We start from the raw sequence: 21387 nt of genomic DNA, 5'->3' as shown, positions 1-21387 counted from the left end.
GTCACGGACCGATCGGGTGGTCTTGGGCACGTATTCGGCACGACGTCTGTGGCCTGGGCTTTCCTGTCTCCGCCGCGCTCGGGATAATCAAGGAGTTGGGTGGAGGGCTCCCACCTAGTTGCGTGTCATGCGGGCCTCCGGCGGCGGTCCCTCTAGACAGAAGGACCGCCGCACCCGTTGCAAACACCCAGCGCGGCAAGTGCCGAGATCAGCGCGGCGATCACCATCTATCGCGCATACCGGCGTTCCCATGCCGAACGGGGCGCGCCGGGGTCGCTTGTCACCAGGGTTTTCCCTCCTCCGGGCTGACAAGGGTCCCGTGGGTTGACGATAGGGCAACGCCAATGCTACTGCTCGATATCCTAGAGATTGTGAACGGGTATGGATCTGTAGATGGACCTCCGGTACATTGTGTGGCGGCAGCTCAACAAGAAACGTCCGCCGACACCAGTCGCAATCAGTGCCCTGGGGAGGGTCAGTGACGGCTTGGTCAAGCAGTTCCAGCAAGCGTATTTTGTGGTCGGTCATGGCAGTGGCGATCGGCCTCATGTTGAGTGCCGGGCCAGCAGCGAGCGCGTCAGCGTCGAGCGTGCCGGTCATCTCCGGCGAGCCGGAGGTCTCCATCCCGGTGTTGCCCGATGTGGTCCAGAGGATCGACTCGGATGGCACGAGTTTGATCCTCATGGATATTGTTCCCGGCACTCATGTTTGCGAAAACTTCGGCGAAGTCGTATCCGGATACCGTGCTGGCCAATGCGTCGATGTCGACTACTACGTCAACAGCGAAGGTTTCGGCCACTTCCGGGCACGAGGTCAGTCTTTCTGTCAGCGGGTGTCGGACGAGGTCATCGTGCAGTGTGCCGGTATCTCACAAAGCACGTGGATGTACGACGCACCACTTAACCATCTTAGCGAGGAACGGAATGTGCGGTGTGGGCGCTACACAAACCACGACCCGACGTGTCCGACGGATCGCTATCAAAGCTTCGGACACCTCGCATTCCCTTACTACTGTAATGTTAATTACGCGGTGGTCCGAAGCACGGTGATCCTCCCGGTTTCCGGGACCACGCAGCGAAGCGAAGACCTTTATTCCAACTACGCGGTCCCGCCGGGATGTTGAGGTCGCCGAGCAGCACCCGCAGCGACGACATGCTAGTGTCCCGCGCCAGAAATTCGTTGTAGATATCGGGCTCGCGCTTGCACTGCAAACCAGGATAGTACCGGCAATGCTGGTAATTGCGACTAGTCGGTAGTAACGGGTCCGAGCCATTCACGTGCGTTCCAAGCATCTTGCCGCATCTTGGTACGTAACAACTTTGACCGACCTTCGGGAAAATCCCAGAGGAGTCATCCCGCGCCAGGCTCTGCCCCGGTTCTCGGGTTCTCCCAGCCAGTCTAGGGTCTGCCGTAGGCCGGGCCCAGCGAGCGCTAGACCGGCTGAGAGGTTCCGCGTAGGCCTCGGTAGGTGGCGGGATGACTCCGGCAGTCGCATCCTGCTGTCTGCCCGTCCGGCGAGGACATAGCTCTTAACAGGAAGCCCCGGAAACTCCGCTTCGCACACGTAGGCGGCCCAGGGCTTTCCTCATCTGTGGGCCGTCGCGCCGTCCGGCGGGGCTGGTAACCGCCCGGCACCGGGAGCGAAGCGGCAGGCGCCGGGCGGCGGGCCTTGGCCCGGCCCCTGGTCGGCGGCGCGAAGGGCCAGCGGCAGCGGGCCTTGAACGACGTACAGAAAGTTCTCACGGCGACTGTGATGGACTGGTGACCCGTGAGCGGACCACCCGTCAATCTGATCGTGTGCGCCGCGCCTCTCGCGGCGCGGACTCCGTTGCTGGTTTCGGCGCTGAAGGGCGCGGGCTGGCGGCCAACGGTCATCTGCACGCCATCGGCCTCGCAATGGATTGACCACACTGCATTGACTGGGTAGACCGGAGAGGCGCCGGTCTCTGGCTTCCGGTCGCCGACGACGCCCAAGGAAGGTCCGTCTCCGGTCGCGCTAGTCGTATGCCCCGCGACGTTCAACACGGTCAACAAGGGCAGCAGCGGGAATCGCGGACACCTACGCAGCAGCCACGATCTGCGAGGCGCTTGCTACGCAGCTGCCACTCGTCGTGGTGCCTACAGTGAGCGCCCGGCTGTGGGGACACCCGGCCTGGGCAAGGAGCCTGAGCGTCCTGCGCGGGGCAGGGACCGTCCTAATCGACGTACAGACTGGAGGGTTCGACCTCGCGCCGACTCCATCCGGCTCCGGCGACGAGATTGCGGCGCGATTCGGCCCACAGTGGATCCTCGCGCAGCTTGATCGGCTCGTTCCTCGGTAGCTGACCTATTAGTCGGTCGGCTCGGTGCCGTGTTCGGCGTAGACGGCCTGCCCGCGGTTCTTTGCGGCGATGGCGGTGTGGATGCGGCGGGCCAGTCTCGCGATCGTGTACTGGTCGAGGTCCTCGCCTGCGACGAACCGCCATTCGGCCAACTCGCCGTCTGGGAAGGTGATGCCCGCCTGGGCGTCCTCGGCGAGTTGGCCGGCGTCGAAGATGAGGCGGAGACGCACGGCGGCATCGCGATCCGGCCGTACCCGAAGAGCCGCGCGGGCGTCCGCACCGTGCCCATCCCGGACTTCCGGGGCGAAGAGCTGGGCAAGCGCAAGCAAGACCACACGCTCGTCTTCACCGATCGGGCCGGCCACCCGATGCGCCGCTCCAACTTCCGGCGCCGGGTCTGGCTACCCTCGCTCGTCCGGGCTGGCCTGCTCGGCGACGTGAGCCAAACAGGACCGCACAAGTATCGGGCCACCTGGCCAGATGACGAGGGCATCGAGTGGTCGGCCGAGTTCACTACCAGGCGGGAGGCCATCGCTCACGTAGCCGGCAAGGCCGCGGGCGGGCTCCGCTTCCACGACCTACGCCACTCCTACGCGACCTGGCTGATCACCGACGGCGTGCCGGTCAACGTGGTCCAGCGGGTCATGGGACACGAGCAGGCGTCGACGACTCTCAACCGCTACACGCACGCGCCCCGCGACTACGCCGACTGGGTCCGGAAGAGCTTCGCTGACGATCCGCTGACTTTGCGGCCTCTTGAAGATCCACAAGCGACGGATCATGGCCTTGACCTGCACCGAAAGCGCTTCCACAACGAGGACGACCCCCGCCGGGGGGAGGCGGGGGTCGTCTGGGGTCCGGCTCCGGGGGGGTCGAGCCGAAACCCACTCAGCGGTCACGGGGGGTGCAACCGCCGAGAGCTTCGCGGACACGTCGCGTAGGGACGTGAAACCGCGTCGTAAACAAGCATGCCTGAGTGGACCGGCGCGCGTCGAGTGGCGTTTGCCGCAACTATCGCGACACGCCGACTCAATACGGTGATCCGGGTCGCCGTGTCGCTGATCGGCGGCTCAGAACCGCAGGTCGGCGTGCGCGACGGCCATGACCCCGGGCACCCGCTGACCTTACGTCATCCGGCTAGACTGGCGCGTCGTGGGCCGGAGTGCCGCCTTTTTTGACCTGGACAAGACGGTGATCGCTAAGTCGAGCGCTTTGGCGTTCGGCCGGCCCTTCTACCGCGATGGGCTGATCACGCGTCGCGACGTGGTGAAGTCGGCTTATGCGCAGCTGATGTTTCGGCTGGGTGGCACCGATGAGCAGAGCATGGCCCGCACGCGTGACTACCTCGCGGAGCTGTGCAAAGGCTGGCAGGTCGACCAGGTCCGGCAGATCGTCACCGAGACGCTGCATGAGCTGATCAACCCCTACGTGTACGCGGAGGCCGCCGCCCTGATCGAGGAGCACCAGGCGGCCGGGCGTGACATCGTGCTGGTCTCGGCGTCGGGTGAGGAGATCGTGCGGCCGATCGGCGAGTTGCTGGGGATCACCGATGTGATCGCCACGCGGATGACGATCGAGGACGGGCGGTACAACGGCAAGGTCGAGTTCTACGCCGCCGGCCCGAGCAAGGCCATCGCCGTGACCGAGATGGCCAAGGAGCGTGGATACGACCTCAGTGAGTCGTACGCGTATTCCGACTCCTCCAGTGACGCCCCGCTGCTGGAGGTGGTGGGGCACCCGACGGCGGTCAACCCGGACCGGGGGCTGCGCCGCCTCGCCACCGAAAACGCGTGGCCTGTGCTGGAGTTTCGCCACCCGATCCCGCTGGGGCGGCGGCTGCGGGAGCGACCGGCCGTGCCGGTGGCCGCGGCCGCGATCGGCGTGGGGGTGGGGGTCGCGATCGGCATCGCGTGGTACGGCCGCCACCGCCGCGCGCGCACGACCCGCACAGAAGCCAGGTAGGGCCCACACAAAGCCAGGTAGGGCCAGCACAAAGCCAGGTAAGGCCGCTCAGAAGCACAGAAGCCAGGTAAGACCCCGGCCAGCACACACGCCGGATGACCCAGTAATCACCCACCGTCACACAATCTTGCAGAGGGCTAGCGATCAAGGCCGGACCGGCGTAGAACAAGGGGTGCGGACCTCGCTCGATGCGGGCTCCGTGCACGGCCACCGGGCACCCACGCGCGACCAGCCGCGGCAGGCGCGTTGCGGCGGCACCGTTGAGGACCGCTGACAACGACTTTAGAGGTGCACGCTTGGTAACCCGGCCGGACGTGTGGTGACGGCGCCTCGTCCACGAGGCGCCGTCCACGTGTCTGAGGCCGGTGAGCCCTAGGCCGGGGCCGGGCGGAGCGCGGCGGCGTGGCGCTCGCGCAGGTCGTGGTAGACCGCGCGAAAGACGCCGGGCTGGTCGTGAAAGTCGACACCCTTGGCCCACAGCGAGGTCGGCACGTGCCCTCCGCCGGCCCGCTCGATCAGCACCGTCATGCCGCTGGGGATCTCCAGCCGTCCGATGCGGTGGGCGGCCTCGTGCAGGCGGATGTGCTCGACCTCGCGCCAGGCGATCGTGCGGGAGCGGACCAGGCCGCGCACCCGCACGCCGTATCCGCTGACGTAGACGCCCATCCGCGCGATCCGCCAGCAGCCCAGCAGCCACAGCGCGGTCAGCCCGAGGCCGAGCGCGACGACGCCGGGGCCGCGCAACTCGAACAGCTCGGCGGTGGTCCAGCCGAAGATCGCGAGTGCGGCGAACTCCCACACCATGATCAGGCGACGGCCCCGACCTGGGGCGTATGGCCGCAGCCATCGAAAACTCACCCGGCAAGGCTAGCCTCCCGTCATGGTGATCGGGATAGTCGGTCCGGGCTTCATGGGTGCCGGTCTGGGTGGCGCGTTGCGTGCCGGTGGGGCTCGCGTGGTGACCACACTCCAGGGCCGCTCGGCGCGCAGCCGCAGGCTCGCCGAGGCCGGCGGGCTAGAGGTGCTGGACACCCTCGACGAGGTGTGCGCCACCGCCGAGGTCATCCTCGTCGTGACGCCGCCGGGCGCGGCCACGAGCGCGGCGGAACAAATCGCAAAAGCCGCAGATCGCACCAAGAGCCGGCCGCTGGTCGCCGATCTCAACGCGATCGCGCCCACCACCGTGGCGGGTATCGAGGCCGTGCTGGCCAGGGTGGGCCTCGACCTCGTCGACGGCGCGATCTCCGGGCCGCCGCCGAGCGCCCGCCCGGGCGCCCGCGTCTACCTGTCCGGTCCGCGCGCGGCCGAGGTCGCCGACCTGCCGTGGCGCGATGTCCGCCCGATCGTGCTGCCCGGACCGACCGGCCGGGCCAGCGCGGTGAAGATGTGCACCGCGAGTGTCTACAAGGGAACGACAGCGATCGTCGCCCAGGCGATGCGGGCGGCGGACCACTTCGATGTACTCGATGTGGTCCTGGAAGATCTCGGTGACGAGGGCGACCCGGGCGCGGTGGCCGCGGCGGCCGCGAAGGCCGCCCGTTTCGTCCAGGAGATGCGGGAAATCGCGAGCGCCCAGCGGGCCGCCGGATTGACACCTGCCCTGTTCGAGGCCTTCGCCGACGTGTACGAGGACATCGCCGCTACCGACCTCGCCGGCAGCGACCCGGAGAACACCCGGCGGGACCTGCCGGCAAGCGAAGTCGCCCGCCGGCTCAGGAAGTGATGGAAGCGGTAGCCGAGGCGGCGTCCTCCAACTCGACCGCCGCCAGCTCCACCGCCGCCGCGTAGTGCCGCAGCCAGGCGCGCAGGCCGTCGGGCGTGCCGGTGGCGAAGGCGTTGGCCGCGCCCACGTACTCGGGCTCGCGGGCCAGGTGGCCAACGTCGAGAGCGAGCAGACCGCGCGGGTCGAAGCCGCTGGCGATCAGCGTGAGCCGCGCCGCCGCGCGGGCCACCACGCCGGACGGGCCGGCGAAGGGGCGCAGGGCGAGCAGCTCGCCGTGTACGACGGCGGCCACCACCAGCGGCGACGCGCTGGTGCCGCCGGTAACCAGGTCCATCAACGCGTCGAGGCGCGGGCCGGGGGCACTTGGACGGCCCAGCGCGGCCGGGTCCACCACGTCGCGCGCGGCGAGCACGTGCACCTTGGCCAGCACCTGCCGCGGGGCACCCGACCACCGCTCCGCGAGGCCGCCGAGCGCGCCGGCGACGCGCAGCGCACCCTGTACCACCGGATCGGTCACCGTGCCGGCACGGACCGCCTCGCGCTCGTACGCGTACCCCTCGAGTGCGGCGCTGGCCACCGCGGACCGCAGGCTGACCTCGGCGGCCACCTGCCCGCCCTGACGCCGCAGCGTGCGATGCCGCATGGCGGTGTCGGCCCGCTCGCGCGCGGAGGTCACCGCCTCGCGAACACCGGCGAGGTCGAGCAGCGGAGCGAGCGGGTCGGCCATGGTCGCCAACGGTAACCGGCGTGACCAGGAGTGCGCGAAGTGTGCTCGGGACTGTTCGTAACAGGCTCGAAACGGCAAGATATGCGCAGGCACACCCGGCCGTCGCAGCTTTCGCCACGCTCGGCGATCGATCCATCCCGCGTGGCGGCGGTCGGATCGTGCCCGCACTAACCTCACAAACGGAAACCGAGACTGACATCACATCCGCAGGAGGAGCCGACCCATGAGCGAGACCCTGGAGAACCTGCTGCAGGAGAACCGCCAATTCCCGCCACCGGACGCGCTCGCCGCCAGCGCCAACGTCACCGCGGCCGCGTACGACGAGGCGGCCGCCGATCGGCTCGGCTTCTGGGAGACTCAGGCACGCCGGCTGAGCTGGGCCACCCCCTGGGAGAGCGTGCTCGACTGGTCAAACCCGCCCTTCGCGAAGTGGTTCGTGGGCGGCAAGCTCAACGTGGCCTACAACTGCCTCGACCGGCACATCGAGGCGGGCCGGGGCAGCAAGGTCGCCATCCACTGGGAGGGCGAGCCGGGCGACACCCGCACGATCACGTACGCCGACCTGCACCGCTCGGTCTGCCAGGCCGCCAACACGCTCACCGAGCTCGGCGTCAGCGCGGGCGACCGGGTGGCGATCTACATGCCGATGATCCCGGAGGCGGCCGTCGCGATGCTCGCCTGCGCGCGCATCGGCGCGACACACAGCGTGGTGTTCGGTGGCTTCTCCGCGGACGCGCTCTCCGGCCGCATCCAGGACGCCAGCGCCAAGGTCGTGATCACGGCCGACGGTGGATACCGGCGGGGCAAGCCGTCCGGGCTCAAGGCGATCGTCGACGAGGCGGTCGCGCAGTGCCCGACGATCGAGCACGTGCTCGTCGTGCGCCGCACCGGGCAGGATGTCGCGTGGAGCGACAAGGACGTGTGGTGGCACGAGACCGTCGAGCAGGCCAGCCCCGAGCACGAGGCGCAGCCTTTCGACGCCGAGCACCCGCTGTTCATCCTCTACACCTCGGGCACCACAGCAAAGCCCAAGGGCATCCTGCACACCACCGGCGGATACCTCACCCAGGTCAGCTACACCCACCACGCGGTCTTCGACCTCAAGCCGGACACCGACGTCTTCTGGTGCACGGCCGACATCGGGTGGGTGACCGGCCACTCGTACATCGTGTACGGGCCGCTCTCCAACGGCGCCACCCAGATCATGTACGAGGGCACGCCGGACACGCCGCACAAGGGCCGCTTCTGGGAGATCGTGGAGAAGTACCGGGCGACGATCGTCTACACCGCGCCCACGCTCATCCGCACGATGATGAAGTGGGGCGAGGACATCCCGGCCAAGTTCGACCTGTCGTCGCTGCGGCTGCTCGGCAGCGTGGGTGAGCCGATCAACCCCGAGGCCTGGATGTGGTACCGCAAGTACATCGGCCGCGACGCCTGTCCCGTGGTCGACACGTGGTGGCAGACCGAGACCGGCGGCATCATGATCTCGCCGCTGCCGGGCGTGACCGCCACCAAGCCGGGCTCGGCGATGAGCCCGTTGCCGGGCATCAGCGCGGACGTGGTCGACGACCAGGCCCAGTCGGTGCCCAACGGCGGCGGCGGATACCTGGTGCTGCGCGAGCCGTGGCCCTCGATGCTGCGCACGATCTGGGGCGACGACCAGCGCTTCATCGACACGTACTGGTCGCGTTTCGACGGCATGTACTTCGCGGGCGACGGCGCCAAGCGCGACAACGACGGCCACCTGTGGCTGCTCGGCCGGGTCGACGACGTGATGCTGGTGTCCGGCCACAACATCTCGACCACCGAGGTGGAGTCGGCGCTGGTAAGCCACCCGAGCGTGGCCGAGGCCGCGGTCGTGGGCGCGACCGACCCGACGACCGGGCAGGCCATCGTGGCGTTCACGATCCCGCGCGGCCACGTCGACAGCGAGGGCGAGGCCGGCGAGGCGCTCATCACCGAGCTGCGCAATCACGTGGCCAAGACGCTCGGCCCGATCGCCAAGCCGCGCCAGATCATGCTGGTACCCGAGCTGCCCAAGACGCGTTCCGGGAAGATCATGCGGCGGCTGCTGCGCGATGTCGCGGAAAACCGTTCGCTGGGCGACGTGACGACGCTCCAGGATTCGACCGTCATGGACCTGATCGCGTCGGGGATGAAGAGCGGCAAGGACGAGGACTAACCGGCGATAGGACGAAAGAAATATGGGCGGGCCCTGTGCGGGCCCGCCCTTCTTTTTATGACATAACGGACACGGTAAACAAAGAGCCTCTTCCCACCCGTGTGCTCAACTGTTTAGGTTTCACTCTGGCCCCAAACGTTTGGGCCACCCCCATACGGACGTCGCACGCCACCAACCCTTGTGGCGGGCGCCGTTCTACAAACCGGAGGTACCACACGTGCGTAAAGTCATGGTGGGCCTGCTCACCGTGTCGCTCGCCTCGGGCATGGGCGTCTCGCTCGGCCCTTCGGCGCTCGCGGCACCGCCGGCAGATACGCCCGCTGCGGCCCCGTCGACGGCTGACAACCCTCGGCGAGACGAACTTCCCAACCCCCTCGAAGACAAGCGACGCGAGCTGCGCGAAGAAGGCCTCACCAGCGTCCTCAATGGACAGGCGAAGCCCGAGGTGCGCAACGGCAGCACAGTCGTCAAGGTGGGCCAGTCGGATGGCACCGGCCCGCTGGCCAAGAAGAGCGGCAAGAACACCAAGAAGGACCAGTACGTCGAGCTCGCCCGCGAGCAGACCGACAAAATCTTCGTGATCCTGACCGAGTTCGGCAACGAGCGGCACCCGGACTACCCGGACATCGACAGCGACCCGTCCGTGCCCGGCCCGCAGCGGTTCGACGGCCCGCTGCGCAACCAGATCCCGGAGCCCGACCGCACGGTCGACAACTCCACGGTGTGGCAGGCGGACTACAACCAGGAGTACTACGAGAAGCTGTACTTCGGCACCGGCAAGGGTGTGGAGTCGGTCAAGACCTACTACGAGGCGCAGTCCTCGGGCCGGTACAGCGTCGACGGTGAGGTCAGCGACTGGGTGAAGGTCCGCTACAACGAGGCCCGGTACGGCCGCGACACCTGCGAGGTGTGCGACGGCCGCAACCCGTGGAACCTCGTGCAGGACGCCGCCAACCAGTGGGTGGCTGATCGGAAGGCCGCCGGCCGCACCGACGCCGAGATCGCCGCGGAGATGCAGTCCTTCGACCAGTGGGACCGCTACGACCACGACGGCGACGGAAACTTCAACGAGCGCGACGGGTACATCGACCACTTCCAGATCGTCCACGCGGGCGGCGACGAGGCCGACGGCGACCCGTGGCAGGGCGAGGACGCCGTCTGGAGCCACCGCTGGTACGCGTTCGTCGACCAGGCCGGCATCACCGGTCCGGCCACGAACCCGCTCGGCGGCACCCAGATCGGCAACACCGGTGTCTGGATCGGTGACTACACCGTGCAGCCGGAAAACGGTGGCCTGAGCGTCTTCGTGCACGAGTACGGGCACGACCTGGGCCTGCCGGACGACTACAACGTCCTCAACGGCGGCGACAACAACAGCGAGCACTGGACGCTGATGGCGCAGAGCCGGCTGTCCGCCAAGGAAGACCCGGCGATCGGCACCCGTCCCGGTGACCTCGGCGCATGGAACAAGCTCCAGCTCGGCTGGCTCGACTACGAGCTCGTGGTGGCCGGGCAGAAGCGGACGCTCAATCTGGGTCCGCAGGAGTACAACACCGCCAAACCGCAGGCCGCGGTGGTGGTGCTACCCAAGCGGGCCCGGACCATCAACAACGGCGCACCGGCCGAGGGCGAGAAACAGTGGTTCTCCGGCAATGACGACGACCTGCGCAACACGCTCACCGCGCCGGTCAACCTCACCGGCAAGTCGGCGGCCGCGCTGACCGCCAAGGTGCGTTACGGCATCGAGGCCGGCTACGACTACCTCTACATCGAGGCGTCCGAAGACGGCAGCGCCTGGACGCCGCTCGGTGGCACGGTCGACGGCCACGGCTTCAGCAAGGACAGCGCGGGCCGGCCGGCGATCGACGGCCGCAGCACCGGCTTCGCCGAGCAGAAGTGGGTCGACCTGTCGGTGCCGCTCGACGCGTACGCGGGCAAGTCGATCCAGCTCCGCTTCCGGTACGTCACGGACGGCGGCACGGCGTGGGGCGGCTTCTACGGTGACGCGATCACGGTGACCGCCGACGGCGCCACCGTGGTGAGCGATGGTGCCGAGGGCAACGGCCCGTTCGTGCCGGCGGGCTTCACCGCCCTGCCCGGCTCGGAGGTCAAGTACTTCGACAACTACTACATCGCCGGTCACCGCTCGTACGTCTCGTACGACAAGTACCTGAAGACGGGTCCGTACTTCTTCGGGTACCTGCCCACGATGCCGGACAAGGTCGACCACTACGCGTACCAGCAGGGTCTGCTCGTCTCCTACTGGGACACGTTCTACAACGACAACGACACGTTCGAGCACCCCGGTGAGGGGCGCAACATGATCATCGATGCGCACCCGCGGCCGTTCTACCGCATCGACGGGCAGCCGTGGCGGGCCCGCGTCCAGGTGTACGACGCGCCGTTCAGCCTCACCAAGGCCGACTCGATGACGCTGCACGTCAACGGTCAGCCGTCGTACATCCGCGGCCAGGACGCGCAGCCGCTGTTCGACGACACCAAGCAGTACTGGTACGAGGAGCTGCCGAACCACGGGGTCAAGCTGCCCGCGATCGGCGTGAAGATCCGCGTGGTCGAGGTCGACGGCACGTCGATGAAGATCCGCATTTCCTAGTTTCGAATAGTGACGGGGCCCGGCTCATCGAGCCGGGCCCCGTTTCCATAGGCCGGAACCTCAGCGTGCCGCCCACCGTCTGAATAGAGTGGCTTTGCGGAAACTTGTACTGCTGGCAGCGCTTCTCCTGCTTGCCGCATGCGCCGAAACGCCAACGGGCGACGCGTCGTCCACCCCGCCGCCGACCGGTGGCGCCTCCTCCACGCCGCCGCCGACGATGAGCCCGCCGGCCTCCCCGCCCACGTCGGCGAGCGATCCGCGCCCAGCCAAAAACGTGCTGGTCGGGCGCATCACCCGGGGCGGCGAGGGTCCCTGCTACGGCCTGGAGACCGACGAGGGCAAGCAGTACGCGCTCTACAACGCCGACGGGATGTCGCTACCGGTCGGCACCACCGTCCGCGTGGAGACCGCCCCGCTGATGCTGAAGATCAACTGTGGTCCTGGCGAACACCTCAGCGCCGTCAAGATAGACCGAGTCGGATAAAGCCGTACTTGTGGCCGCACGGTGGCCCCTCCGCAAGCCCGAAGCGCCGCTCGTCGAGGTCGAGCAGCACCGAGAAGACGGTTTCGGCCCGTTCCAGCGGCTCGTCCCGCTCGTCCACGTGGCGGCAGATCGCCATCGGGTAGCCGCCGTGGTCGCGGAAGACCACCTTGAGGTCCTCCTCGTTCACCTTGCGGTCGGGCCGGTCATCCATGATCGCGGCAAGCAGCCGGCGGGCGCGGGCGCCGCGAAAGAGCGAGGCGCCGCCGAAGTCGCGCTGCCGATCGTGCACCGCCACCGCCGTCTCGATGTGGTTGGCGTGCGTGACGAACCCGTCCACCGGGTGCAGCCAGCCCAGGTCGCCGGGCACCACCTCGACGTCGATGACCTCCCCGCCGTACTCACCGGCCTTGCCGGCCTGGCCCAGCAGCAGGTTGAGCGACGCGCCGCGCGGCGTACGGGCGGCCACCCGGAGGGCGCCGCCGAGGTGGTCGGACTCCAGCACCGCGCGGAGCAGCACGTGGTACGGCACGACGCCGGCACGCGGGCCGTCGCGGTCGGAACCGAGCATGTTGAGGCACACGCCCAGCCCGGCCGAATTGAGCCCCGCCTTGGCGAGCATGCCCGCCTCGGCGAGCGTGACGACCTCGAACCCGTGCTCGTCGCGCGTCTGGAGCACGACCATGGCCTCGCGCTGCGCCGGGTGCCAGTCCCAGTTTTGCCCGAGCAGCGTGCCGCCGGTGGTGGTGTGCGTGTCCAGCACCCCGATCGAGGTACAGCCGCCGTCGCCGTCGTGCCGCGTGCCGTAGATCAGCTCGGTGCGGCCGTTGAGCGCGTACAGCTCCTCGGCGTTCGCCCCCGCGCCCTCGGCCACCGCGTCGAGCATCGCGGCCACCCGCGGGTGCACCTCGGCGGAGGCACGGCGGAAGGCGGCGCCCGCGGCCCGTACGGCGGCGGCGTCCAACCCCGCCTGGTCGCGGAAACGCTGAAGGTAGAGGCGCACGTTGGCGGCGATGAGCGGGGCGGCCGCGGCGCCGTAAGCCGCGCCGCACTCGGCCGGGGTGCCGGACACGGAAATCACTGAAATCGGCAGGGTCACCCCCTGAACGGTAATAGCGCGTCCCGGCCCCGGGGCTGGCGACCGCCGGCCCGAGGAGCGCAGCGACGAGGACGGTGGGAGCCGGCACCGGGGCCGAGCGAGCGGAGCGAGCCTGCAAGCAGGGCCCCGGGGCTGGCGACCGCCGGCCCGAGGAGCGCAGCGGCGAGGACGGTGGGAGCCGGCACCGGGGCCGAGCGAGCGGAGCGAGCCTGCACGCAGGGCCGCTCGCGCCGCGTGACCGTACGCTGGGCGGCATGGATGACTCTTGCGTCCTGGTGGACGGGCCCTGGACGCACCGTTTCGTGGGGGCCAACGGCACCCGCTTCCACGCTGTCGAGGCGGGCAGCGGGCCGCTGGTGCTCCTGCTGCACGGCTTTCCGGAGTTCTGGTGGGCCTGGCACGACCTGCTGCCGGGCATCGCCGACGCCGGCTTCCGCGCCGTCGCCGTCGACATGCGCGGCTACGGGGCGAGCGACAAGCCCCCGCGCGGGTACGACGGCTACACGATGGCGGCCGACGTCACGGGCCTGATCCGGGCGCTCGGCGAGCGGTCCGCGGTGATCGTCGGCACCGGCTTCGGCGGCATGCTCGGCTGGACGGCCGCCACGTTTCACCCCAAGATGGTGCGGCGCCTCGTCGTGCTCGGCGCCGCCCACCCGCTGCGGCTGCGCGCCGCGCTCTTCGCCGACCCGCGGGGGCAGTTCTCCGCGTCGGCGACCACCCTCAAGTTCCAGATCCCGCGGTACGAGCACACGCTCACCAAAGACGACGCCGAGCTCGTCGGCACGTTCCTGCGCCGGTGCGCCGGCCCGTCCTGGGTGGCCAGCGCCGGATACCCCGACTACGAGCGGCGCTGCCGTGACGCGATGCAGATCCCGCAGGCGGCGTTCTGCGCGCTGGAGGCATACCGGTGGGCGTTCCGGTCGGTGCTGCGGCTGCACGGCTACCGCTTCGTCAAAGCCCTCCAGCAGCCGCTCGTCACGCCCACGCTCCAGCTGCACGGCGCGCTGGACGCGGCGATCCTGCCGCGCACGGCACAGGGCTCCGGCCGCTACGTGATCGCGCAGTACGAGTGGCGGCTACTCGACGGGGTCGGCCACTTTCCGCACGTCGAAGCACCCGAGGTGGTGCTGGGCGAGGTGCTGAGGTGGGCGAAGTCCTAGATCCGGTGCTCGCGTAGGTCGGTCACTTCGTTGGCCGGGGCCCAGCCCTGGTAGACGCCGAAGTCGAACTCCTCCAGGCCGAGCGACTGCGCCATCGGCCAGCGGCCGCCGGTGTACTCCACCCGCAACCAGGTGTCGTGCTCGGCCAGCACGATGAACGGCTCGCCCTTCCAGGTGCAGGTCGTGCGCACGTACGCCACGTCTTCCAGCTCGGCGACCGGCAGCACGCGGACGAAGCGGCCGGGGCGCACCTGCTCGAAGTCGTCACCCGGCCCCGGCTGGTAGAGGCGCATGCTCTCGCCGTCGGGGCTCGCCTCGTACTCCCGCCCCCGCCAGCGGGCCACGTAGCCGTCGCGCATCATGGCTCGCCCACCTTTCGCCAGGTGGGTGCGTCGGCGTCGAGGAGCGCGACGAGCTTTTCGCCGCCATCCGCGGTGATCCGCCACAGCTGGGCGCCGTGCGGCAGGCGCGCACTGTCTACTTTGAACTCAGCGATGACGTCGCCGCTCTCGCTGGGCGCGAACCCGTTGCCGCGGAACGGAGAGCGCTCGATGACCCAGCCCTCCATGGCGCGCATGGCCGGCTCGTTCTGCCCGCCGTATGGAATCCGGTAGAGGCTGGGGCGGTAGGCCGGCCAGCGCAGCACGTAGATCTCCTCGGCGTCGCGCTTGAACGCCGAGCCCGCGTAGCCGAGCCCCAGCGCCGTGTACACCTTCGCGGGCGTGTTGAGGTGGGCGACCTCGTTGGCCCGGTGGACGAAGCCGGAGACACGGTCGTATCCACGCTCGATGTAGTAGTCGACCTGGCTCGGCGCGACCGCCTTCTGCATGAGCGTGGGCTGGTTGGGATCCGGGGTCACGCTCTTCTTGACCGGGCGGGAGGCCGGCTCGATCTCCTCGGTGTCGCCGCCGAGCCCGACGTCGGCCGCCCAGTTGGCCAGCGCGAGGATCTGCGCGCCCGGCAGCTTGGCACCGACGGGGGTGCTCGGGTTTACCGCGAACGACCACGCCGGGTCTGGCCACGCCTTGATGAGCTGCATGAACTTGACGTCGATCGTCTCGATCGACTCGCCGAGGTGGTCGCGGAGCCGGTCCATCGAGGTGAAGACCACCACGTATGGCTCGCTCTCGAGCGTCTCCGTCAGCCAGGCGAACCCGGGCTCACCCGGACGGGTGCCGTCGGCGGAGACCGGTGACACCGGCAGCAGCACCTTGGCCAGCAGCAGCGTCGAGAGGAAATTGTCGGTGCTGCCCTCGGACGCGGCCGCGAGCAGGCTCTTCTCCACGTCGTTTGCCGGCTTGAAGTCGATCGGCGGCGCCTGCGGCTTGTGCGCCGGCGGCTCGTGGCGCTCCCCCCACGGCTGGGTGGGCGCCGCTGACCCTGGCACGGCGGCGGCCGCCGCTCCCGGCGCCGCGGCCGCCTGCGCCTCCCATGGCTGCGTGGGTACTCCCGGCACGGCGGCGGCCGCCGGCGCCTGGGCAGCGGCGCCCGGCGCCTCCCACGACTGCGCGGCCACTCCGGCTGCCGGCGCCTCCCACGACTGCGCGGGCGCCCCGGATGCCGGCGCCTCCCACGGCTGGGTGGGCGTGCCGGTGGCGTTCGGGTCCCACCCCTGCGTCGGAGCGCCCGCGGCGTTGGAATCCCAGGCCTGGGTCGCCGGTGGCGTATCCCAGGGGCGGGGTCCGGTGGTGGCGTCGGTGCTCGTGCCGTTGGTCGGCGGTGCGCTCACCGGCGGGGCGCTGGTAGGTGCCGCGCTCGCCGCCGGGGTGGACTGTGGGCCGATCGGCGGGAGGTTGGCGCCGATGGGGCCGAGCGGGATCGCGGGCGCGCTGCCCGCCACCCGCCGCGGGAGGCCGGCATTGCCGCCGCCACCCAGGCCGCCGGGCGAGTCGGGCACCGGCGGCGGTGGCGGCGCCGCGAGCGGCGAGACCGCGCCGGCTGGCGGTCCGCTGGTGGGGGCGCCGCTCGACGCCAGCCCCCGGTATCCGCCTCCCTCCGGCTGGGAGGAGACGTAGCCGGGCCCGCTGGGTCCGACCACGGTGTCGCTCGGGGCTGCCGGCGACATGGCGCTTGCCGCGGCGCCGCTCTGACCAGGCCCGCCCGAACCGGCGCCACTCAGCCCACCCGGGCTACTCGCACTGCCCTGGCCGAAGCCGCCCGAACCGGTGCTGCTCACGTCGCCGGGGCTGCTCGCGCCCCGCTCGCCCGCGCTGAGACCGCTCTGGCCTGGGCCGCTCTGGCCCCTGAGGTCGCTGGGCCCGGCCGCGGCGAGGCTGCCTGGGCCTGCCGTCGCGAGGCCGCCGCTCTGTGCCAGGCCACCGGGCCCGCTGGCACCAGCACCGACCAGGCCGCCCGGCCCGGCCGCGCCGCCGTAGCCGGCGCCCGCGGGGCTGGTCGGGGCGGGGCTCGTCGGGGCGGGGCTCGTCGGGGCGGGGCCGGAGGCGGGGCTGGTGGGCTCGGTGCCGGGTGGCGTGATGCGGCCCGGCACGACGGCGGTGGCCCGCGCCCGCGCCGCCGACTCGGCCTTTTCCAGCCGCGCGCGGGCGGCCATCGAACGCCCGGGCAGCCGCACGTCACCCCGCGCGAGCTGGGTCACGAACCACGCCGGCAGGTAGCCCTCGATGGGCAGGCCCGGGTTGATCGCGAGCCACCACTCGAGGTTGGGCCACGCGGCGGCCAGCTCCTGGTAGGCCATGCGGCGCGCGGAGCCCGCATTTTCCGCCAGGCAGGCCTGGAGCGCGATGCCCGAGGTGAAGGCGAGCACGTGTGTGCGCCCGCTGGTGGTCCAGGTGCCCCAGCCGACCGGCGTCTGGCCGGTGATCGAGTCAGCGGAGACCGGCAGCAGCAACTCGGTGCGGGCTAGGATCCGGAAATACTCCTCCTGATCGCCGCCGCGCAGCGCGTCGCGCATGGCAGCCTCGGCCTCGGTGGCCGGCTCCCATTCGGTCACGGCCACCTCCTCTCCACCGAACAGGCCACATGCATCGCGTACAACCTACAAGGTAAGAGCAAGATCACAATGGCCGGCTTGTATCGGGAACCGCCTCCTGGTCACCGACATCGCCGACTCACACCCTCGCACGTGACGCGAGCAACCAACAGGCCCGTCTCACACCGGCCTCCACCTGCGCCGGCGCCCCCGGACGGACCGCTAGAAGCGACCGGCGGCGCGGCGCTCGGTGTCGTGGTAGTCGGCGGCGCTCTCGTCGACCGCGAGCTTGATCTCGCGCAGGATCGCCTGAAGATCGCGCGAGGCGCGGCGCCACGTAGCCTGCCGGGCGTCGTAGGCCTCGCGGGCGGCGCCCTCCCACGTCGCGACGAGTGGCGCCGCGTCGCCTTCGAGCTGGCTCAGGTGTGAGTCGAGCAGGCCGAGTGCGCGCTGGATGTCGGTGCTGGCCTGGTGCAGGGCGGCGAAGTTGACCACCAGCCGGCTATCGCCCATCGGACAAACTCCCCTCAGAGTGGCAGCTCGATGCCGCGGTGGGTGCTGGCGAGCCGGGCGGCCGCCTGGTCGTCGGCGGCGTCGTAGCCCCGGCCGGCGGCCCGGAGCGCGGCCGCGGTCTCGGCCAGCGTGCGCTGGATGGCCGCCTGGTCGTCAGCCCACTGGGTCTTTACCTGCTCGAACGAGCGCCCACCCGCGCCCTGCCAAGCGCCGCGCAACGCCTCGAGCTGGCTCATCAGCCCCTTGAGCATGGCCTCCAGATCGCGATTGACCTGGTCGAACTTTGCCGCGGTGCGCTCCAGCACCACGGCCTCGGCTTCGGTGCGCTCCACCGCGACCTCCATCAATACCCGACGACCCCACCGACCGTAGCGACCCGCTCACTAGATCGACAGGCCCTGTGGATAACCTCAGTCGCCCAGCGGGGCGCGGGCGAGCGCCGGGTCCAGCCGGACGCCCTCGGGGATCAGCGCGACCACCCGCTCGGGCAGCGGGACGGGACGCACGTCCGCGTACCCGAGGAGGGTCAAGGCCTCGCGGTCGGACATGGCGTGCCGGCGGCCGCGGTCGGTGACCAGATAGATGGTGCCGCCGGCCTCGACCAGGGCGGCGCCGCCCGACGGGACCACGACGCCGGTGCGCGGCACCGCCCCACCGGCCCGGACCTCGCTGGCACCCGCGGCGCTGGGCACCGTGGCGCACACCGTCGCGGCCGGCGGGACCAGCGGTGGCGTGGTCGGCGGCAGGCCCGCCGCGCTGGGCAGGGCGGTGTGCGGCAGGTCGGCGAAGTCGCCCTGCGCCAGCTTCACCGGCTCGCGCTGGTCGAGGTCGGTCAGCAACAGGTCAGCCTGGAGCTGGGTGATCGGGGCCAGGCCGCCGGCCAGCGCGACCGCGTACTGGCGGCCGCCGCCCTGCGACTCGACCACGAAGACGTCGCCGACCGCCGCGCCCGGCACCGCCGGCGCGTCCTCGCCCGCGTCTGGGATCGGGACGCGGGCGAGCTCGGGCCCCTCGGGAAGCGCGGCGAGCAGGCCCGGCGTGACGGCGGCGGGCCGCTCGGCGGTCCAGCCCAGGGCGGGTAGCACCAGGTCACGGTCGCGGAGCAGGTGGCGGCGCTGCTGCCAGAGCAGATGGAGATCGCCGCCCGCCCGCACGAGCAGGCCGCGCTCGGCCAGCGGCGCGCCACCCTCGGCGGCGGCGCCGACCAGCACAGCCGCACCGTCTGATGTGGAGCAGACACTCCACGCGCCGGTGGCCAGCCGCCGCGGGTCGGGCACGGCGTCGGGGGCGTGCTCAATCCCGAGGGGTACACCGCGCGGCAGCCCGTCGATCGACCGTTGTGACACGAGCACGGTCTCCACGCCGTGGCCCACGATCAGCAGTGCCGACACGTGGTTGGGCACCGGGTGCAGCGTGCCCTCGCGAAAGACGAGGCGGGCGCCGCTCTCCCGCTCGACCAGCACCGCCGGGCCGTCGCCCCAGCGCGGGGTGGCGGCGTCGACCACCGTGCCGTACACCGCGACGGCACCGATCGCGATGGCCGCGAGGAGCACGCTCGCCACCGTCGCGCCGGCCGCGCGGGGAAACGGCGAGCGGCCCGGATCGGCGTCGCGCAGCACCAGGGCGGCCACGACACGCTGAAGGAGAAACTGGTGCGAATGGAGCTGATCCTGACGGGACGACAAGGCGCACCCCCAAAGACCGCGAGCGTCCACACGCTAGCGCCCCCCACACGTTGATCGCTGTCCCTTAATATCGCCGGCCATGGGCATCCTCATCCGGCTCGCGGTCAGCGCTCTCTCGCTGTGGATCACGACCGTCATCGTTCCCGGGATCACGCTCTCCACCGACTCGATCGGTGAGGCGATCCTCACGCTGGTGGTGGTCGCGGTGATCTTCGGCGTGGTCAACGCCGTGCTCCGGCCGATCATCAAGACGGTGGGCTGCGCGTTCTACGTGCTCACGCTCGGCCTCGTCGCGATCGTCGTCAACGGCGCGCTCTTCCTCCTGACCAGCTGGATCGCGGGCGAGCTCGACCTGCCCTTCCACGTCGACGACTTCTGGCCCAGCGCCGTGGTGGGCGCCCTCCTGGTCGGCATCGTGAGCTGGGTGCTCAACGCGCTGGTCGGCGACAAGGACTGACCACGAGCTGGGAATTGGCCGGCGGCCAGGGCGTACCCCCGCGCTAGCGTCGGAGGCGTGCCGACGATCACGCACCCCGAGGGCTACGCCTTCTCGTCCGATCCGGCCCTGGTCGACGCCGACCTCGTCTACACCTGGCTCTCCACCGACGCCTACTGGGCGCTCGGCCGCCCCCGCGAGACAGTCGACAAGTCGTTCGCGGGCTCGCTGGTGTTCGGCCTCTACGAGCCGGGGGGTGGGCAGGTCGGATTCGCGCGGGCGGTGACCGACGGTGCCACGTTCGCGTGGCTGTGCGACGTGTACGTCGACCGCTCCGTCCGCGGCCGCGGCCTGGGCACGTGGATGGTCGAGCAGGCCCGCGACGAGCTCGAACGGATCGGCGTGCGGCGCATCCTCCTCGCCACCCTCGACGCCCACGCGGTCTACTCCAAGATCGGCTTCACCCCACTCGCCGAGCCTGACCGCTGGATGGAATACCGCACGTGAGCGAGCCAACCCGGAGGCACCGTGAGTGACCTCAAGCGGGGTTACCTCTTCGGCATCGCGGCGTACGGCCTGTGGGGCTTCTTCCCCCTCTACATCCGGGTGCTGCGACCGGCCGGGGCGGTCGAGATCCTGGCCCACCGGGTCGTGTGGTCGGTGGTGTTCGTGGCGCTGCTGCTCACCCTGGTGCGCCGGTGGCCGTTTCTGCGCGAGCTGGCCCGCCGCCCCGGCAAGCTGGCCGGCATCACCCTGGCCGCCGCGCTCATCGCGGTCAACTGGGGCATGTACATCTTCGGCGTCAACAGCGAACGCGTGGTGGAGACCGCCCTGGGCTACTTCATCGGCCCGCTCGTCATGGTGCTGCTCGGCGTCGTCGCCCTCCGCGAGCGGCTCAACCCGGCCCAGTGGACCGCGGTCGGCATCGGCACCGTAGCCGTGGCCGTGCTGACCGTCGACTACGGCCGGCTGCCCTACATCGCGCTGACGCTGGCCGCCAGCTTCGGGGCGTACAGCCTGGTCAAGAAGCGCCTCGGCCTCCCCGCCGCGGAAGGGCTCTTCGTGGAGTCGGCGGTGCTCGCGCTGCCCGCGCTGGCTTACCTGGGCTGGCTGACCGCGCGGCACGAGTCGACGTTCGGCGACTCGGCCGGGCACACCGCACTGCTCATCTTCGCCGGCGCCGCCACCGCCACCCCGCTGCTGCTCTTCGCCGGTGCCGCCAACCGCATCCCGATGACCGGCATCGGCATCCTCCAGTACATAGCGCCGATCCTCCAGCTCGGCTGCGGCGTGCTGATCTTCCACGAGCCGATGCCCCCGGCCCGCCTCGCCGGCTTCGCGCTGGTGTGGCTCGCCCTGATCGTCTTCACCGTCGACGGCCTGCGCACAAACCGCCGCCGCCGCAGTGCCGCCCGCGAGCCTGCCCTGGTCTCGTAGGGTTTACCTTTTTTGATGATTTGAGCTACCGCGACGATGCTCCTATGGTTGTCAAGCGGCGGGGTCAGGGTCGTTTGTTGTGATGATTTGGTAGAGCTCGCGGGCGATGTAC

Annotated in this window: 20 protein-coding genes; 11 read left to right on the top strand and 9 right to left on the bottom strand. The window is 70.3% G+C overall.

Features of this window, described 5'->3' with window-relative positions; all coding sequences use genetic code 11:
• Window positions 1-526 precede the first annotated feature (526 nt).
• On the top strand, window positions 527-1123 hold the full coding sequence (locus AC5L36_RS03685; RefSeq protein WP_441213878.1) for a hypothetical protein: 597 nt from the start codon (window positions 527-529) through the stop codon (window positions 1121-1123).
• Between the two features lie 1206 nt (window positions 1124-2329).
• Here AC5L36_RS03685 and AC5L36_RS03680 read toward each other — a convergent pair.
• Window positions 2330-2551, bottom strand: coding sequence for an NUDIX hydrolase (locus AC5L36_RS03680; RefSeq protein ID WP_441213876.1), 222 nt, complete (start codon window positions 2549-2551; stop codon window positions 2330-2332).
• Between AC5L36_RS03680 and AC5L36_RS03675 the strand changes: the two genes are divergently transcribed.
• Entirely contained in the window at window positions 2519-3262 is a 744-nt protein-coding gene (locus tag AC5L36_RS03675; RefSeq protein WP_441213875.1) for a tyrosine-type recombinase/integrase, read from the top strand. The two genes, AC5L36_RS03680 and AC5L36_RS03675, sit on opposite strands and share 33 nt — an antisense overlap.
• A gap of 211 nt (window positions 3263-3473) precedes the next feature.
• Complete coding sequence (locus AC5L36_RS03670) at window positions 3474-4283, top strand: HAD family hydrolase (RefSeq protein WP_441213873.1); 810 nt, start codon at window positions 3474-3476, stop codon at window positions 4281-4283.
• Between the two features lie 372 nt (window positions 4284-4655).
• On the opposite strand, the gene AC5L36_RS03665 is transcribed toward AC5L36_RS03670, so the two are convergent.
• Window positions 4656-5141, bottom strand: coding sequence for a PH domain-containing protein (locus AC5L36_RS03665; RefSeq protein WP_441213871.1), 486 nt, complete (start codon window positions 5139-5141; stop codon window positions 4656-4658).
• A 22-nt stretch (window positions 5142-5163) separates the two neighbouring features.
• On the opposite strand from AC5L36_RS03665, the gene AC5L36_RS03660 reads away from it, so the two are divergent.
• Window positions 5164-6006 carry a DUF1932 domain-containing protein gene (locus tag AC5L36_RS03660; RefSeq protein ID WP_441213869.1) on the top strand — a complete coding sequence of 281 codons (843 nt, stop codon included), beginning with the start codon at window positions 5164-5166 and terminating at the stop codon, window positions 6004-6006.
• Here AC5L36_RS03660 and AC5L36_RS03655 read toward each other — a convergent pair.
• Entirely contained in the window at window positions 5996-6733 is a 738-nt protein-coding gene (locus AC5L36_RS03655) for a Fic family protein (RefSeq protein ID WP_441213868.1), read from the bottom strand. The genes AC5L36_RS03660 and AC5L36_RS03655 overlap by 11 nt on opposite strands.
• A gap of 223 nt (window positions 6734-6956) precedes the next feature.
• Here AC5L36_RS03655 and acs point away from each other — a divergent pair, with 223 nt between their 5' ends.
• From acs to AC5L36_RS03640, 3 genes are all read left to right on the top strand, one after another.
• Window positions 6957-8918, top strand: coding sequence for an acetate--CoA ligase (acs, locus tag AC5L36_RS03650; protein WP_441213867.1), 1962 nt, complete (start codon window positions 6957-6959; stop codon window positions 8916-8918).
• Window positions 8919-9150: 232 nt separating this feature from the next.
• Window positions 9151-11532, top strand: coding sequence for an immune inhibitor A domain-containing protein (locus tag AC5L36_RS03645; protein ID WP_441214464.1), 2382 nt, complete (start codon window positions 9151-9153; stop codon window positions 11530-11532).
• Between the two features lie 94 nt (window positions 11533-11626).
• The gene (locus AC5L36_RS03640) at window positions 11627-12016 is read left to right on the top strand and encodes a hypothetical protein (protein ID WP_441213865.1); all 390 of its coding nucleotides are present in this window, start codon (window positions 11627-11629) and stop codon (window positions 12014-12016) included.
• Here the strand turns inward: AC5L36_RS03640 and AC5L36_RS03635 are convergent.
• On the bottom strand, window positions 11994-13112 hold the full coding sequence (locus AC5L36_RS03635) for a C45 family autoproteolytic acyltransferase/hydrolase (RefSeq protein WP_441213864.1): 1119 nt from the start codon (window positions 13110-13112) through the stop codon (window positions 11994-11996). The genes AC5L36_RS03640 and AC5L36_RS03635 overlap by 23 nt on opposite strands.
• 254 nt (window positions 13113-13366) lie before the next feature.
• Here AC5L36_RS03635 and AC5L36_RS03630 point away from each other — a divergent pair, with 254 nt between their 5' ends.
• Window positions 13367-14275: an alpha/beta fold hydrolase gene (locus AC5L36_RS03630; RefSeq protein WP_441213862.1), complete on the top strand. Its 909-nt coding sequence runs from the start codon at window positions 13367-13369 to the stop codon at window positions 14273-14275.
• Here AC5L36_RS03630 and AC5L36_RS03625 read toward each other — a convergent pair.
• From AC5L36_RS03625 to eccB, 5 genes are all read right to left on the bottom strand, one after another.
• On the bottom strand, window positions 14272-14637 hold the full coding sequence (locus AC5L36_RS03625; protein ID WP_441213861.1) for a UCP033725 family protein: 366 nt from the start codon (window positions 14635-14637) through the stop codon (window positions 14272-14274). The genes AC5L36_RS03630 and AC5L36_RS03625 overlap by 4 nt on opposite strands.
• Window positions 14634-17225: an SseB family protein gene (locus AC5L36_RS03620; protein WP_441213860.1), complete on the bottom strand. Its 2592-nt coding sequence runs from the start codon at window positions 17223-17225 to the stop codon at window positions 14634-14636. Before AC5L36_RS03620 ends, AC5L36_RS03625 begins: the two co-directional genes overlap by 4 nt.
• Before the next feature lie 201 nt (window positions 17226-17426).
• A complete protein-coding gene (locus AC5L36_RS03615; RefSeq protein WP_441213858.1) occupies window positions 17427-17717 on the bottom strand; it encodes a WXG100 family type VII secretion target in 291 nt (96 codons plus the stop codon).
• Between the two features lie 14 nt (window positions 17718-17731).
• Entirely contained in the window at window positions 17732-18049 is a 318-nt protein-coding gene (locus AC5L36_RS03610) for a WXG100 family type VII secretion target (protein ID WP_441213856.1), read from the bottom strand.
• A gap of 78 nt (window positions 18050-18127) precedes the next feature.
• Window positions 18128-19432, bottom strand: coding sequence for a type VII secretion protein EccB (gene eccB, locus AC5L36_RS03605; RefSeq protein ID WP_441213855.1), 1305 nt, complete (start codon window positions 19430-19432; stop codon window positions 18128-18130).
• 49 nt (window positions 19433-19481) lie between these two features.
• On the opposite strand from eccB, the gene AC5L36_RS03600 reads away from it, so the two are divergent.
• Genes AC5L36_RS03600 through rarD form a run of 3 tightly spaced genes read left to right on the top strand, consistent with a single transcriptional unit; the run spans window position 19482 to window position 21275 of the window.
• Window positions 19482-19859 carry a phage holin family protein gene (locus tag AC5L36_RS03600; protein WP_441213854.1) on the top strand — a complete coding sequence of 126 codons (378 nt, stop codon included), beginning with the start codon at window positions 19482-19484 and terminating at the stop codon, window positions 19857-19859.
• 57 nt (window positions 19860-19916) lie between these two features.
• Window positions 19917-20345, top strand: coding sequence for a GNAT family N-acetyltransferase (locus tag AC5L36_RS03595; RefSeq protein ID WP_441213852.1), 429 nt, complete (start codon window positions 19917-19919; stop codon window positions 20343-20345).
• A 21-nt stretch (window positions 20346-20366) separates the two neighbouring features.
• Entirely contained in the window at window positions 20367-21275 is a 909-nt protein-coding gene (gene rarD, locus AC5L36_RS03590; protein ID WP_441213850.1) for an EamA family transporter RarD, read from the top strand.
• Window positions 21276-21387 lie beyond the last annotated feature (112 nt).

This window comes from Phytohabitans sp. LZ39 (assembly GCF_059359075.1).
This window is presented reverse-complemented; position numbering and strand designations above follow the sequence as displayed.

What these genes read in the sequence shown, in the direction of transcription:
- AC5L36_RS03685 (WP_441213878.1), top strand. Translation starts at nt 527, where the DNA reads ATGGCAGTGGCGATCGGCCTCATGTTGAGTGCCGGGCCAGCAGCGAGC.
- AC5L36_RS03660 (WP_441213869.1), top strand. Translation starts at nt 5,164, where the DNA reads ATGGTGATCGGGATAGTCGGTCCGGGCTTCATGGGTGCCGGTCTGGGT.
- AC5L36_RS03655 (WP_441213868.1), bottom strand. Translation starts at nt 6,733, where the DNA reads ATGGCCGACCCGCTCGCTCCGCTGCTCGACCTCGCCGGTGTTCGCGAG.
- acs (WP_441213867.1), top strand. Translation starts at nt 6,957, where the DNA reads ATGAGCGAGACCCTGGAGAACCTGCTGCAGGAGAACCGCCAATTCCCG.
- AC5L36_RS03630 (WP_441213862.1), top strand. Translation starts at nt 13,367, where the DNA reads ATGGATGACTCTTGCGTCCTGGTGGACGGGCCCTGGACGCACCGTTTC.
- AC5L36_RS03625 (WP_441213861.1), bottom strand. Translation starts at nt 14,637, where the DNA reads ATGATGCGCGACGGCTACGTGGCCCGCTGGCGGGGGCGGGAGTACGAG.
- AC5L36_RS03615 (WP_441213858.1), bottom strand. Translation starts at nt 17,717, where the DNA reads ATGGGCGATAGCCGGCTGGTGGTCAACTTCGCCGCCCTGCACCAGGCC.
- AC5L36_RS03600 (WP_441213854.1), top strand. Translation starts at nt 19,482, where the DNA reads ATGGGCATCCTCATCCGGCTCGCGGTCAGCGCTCTCTCGCTGTGGATC.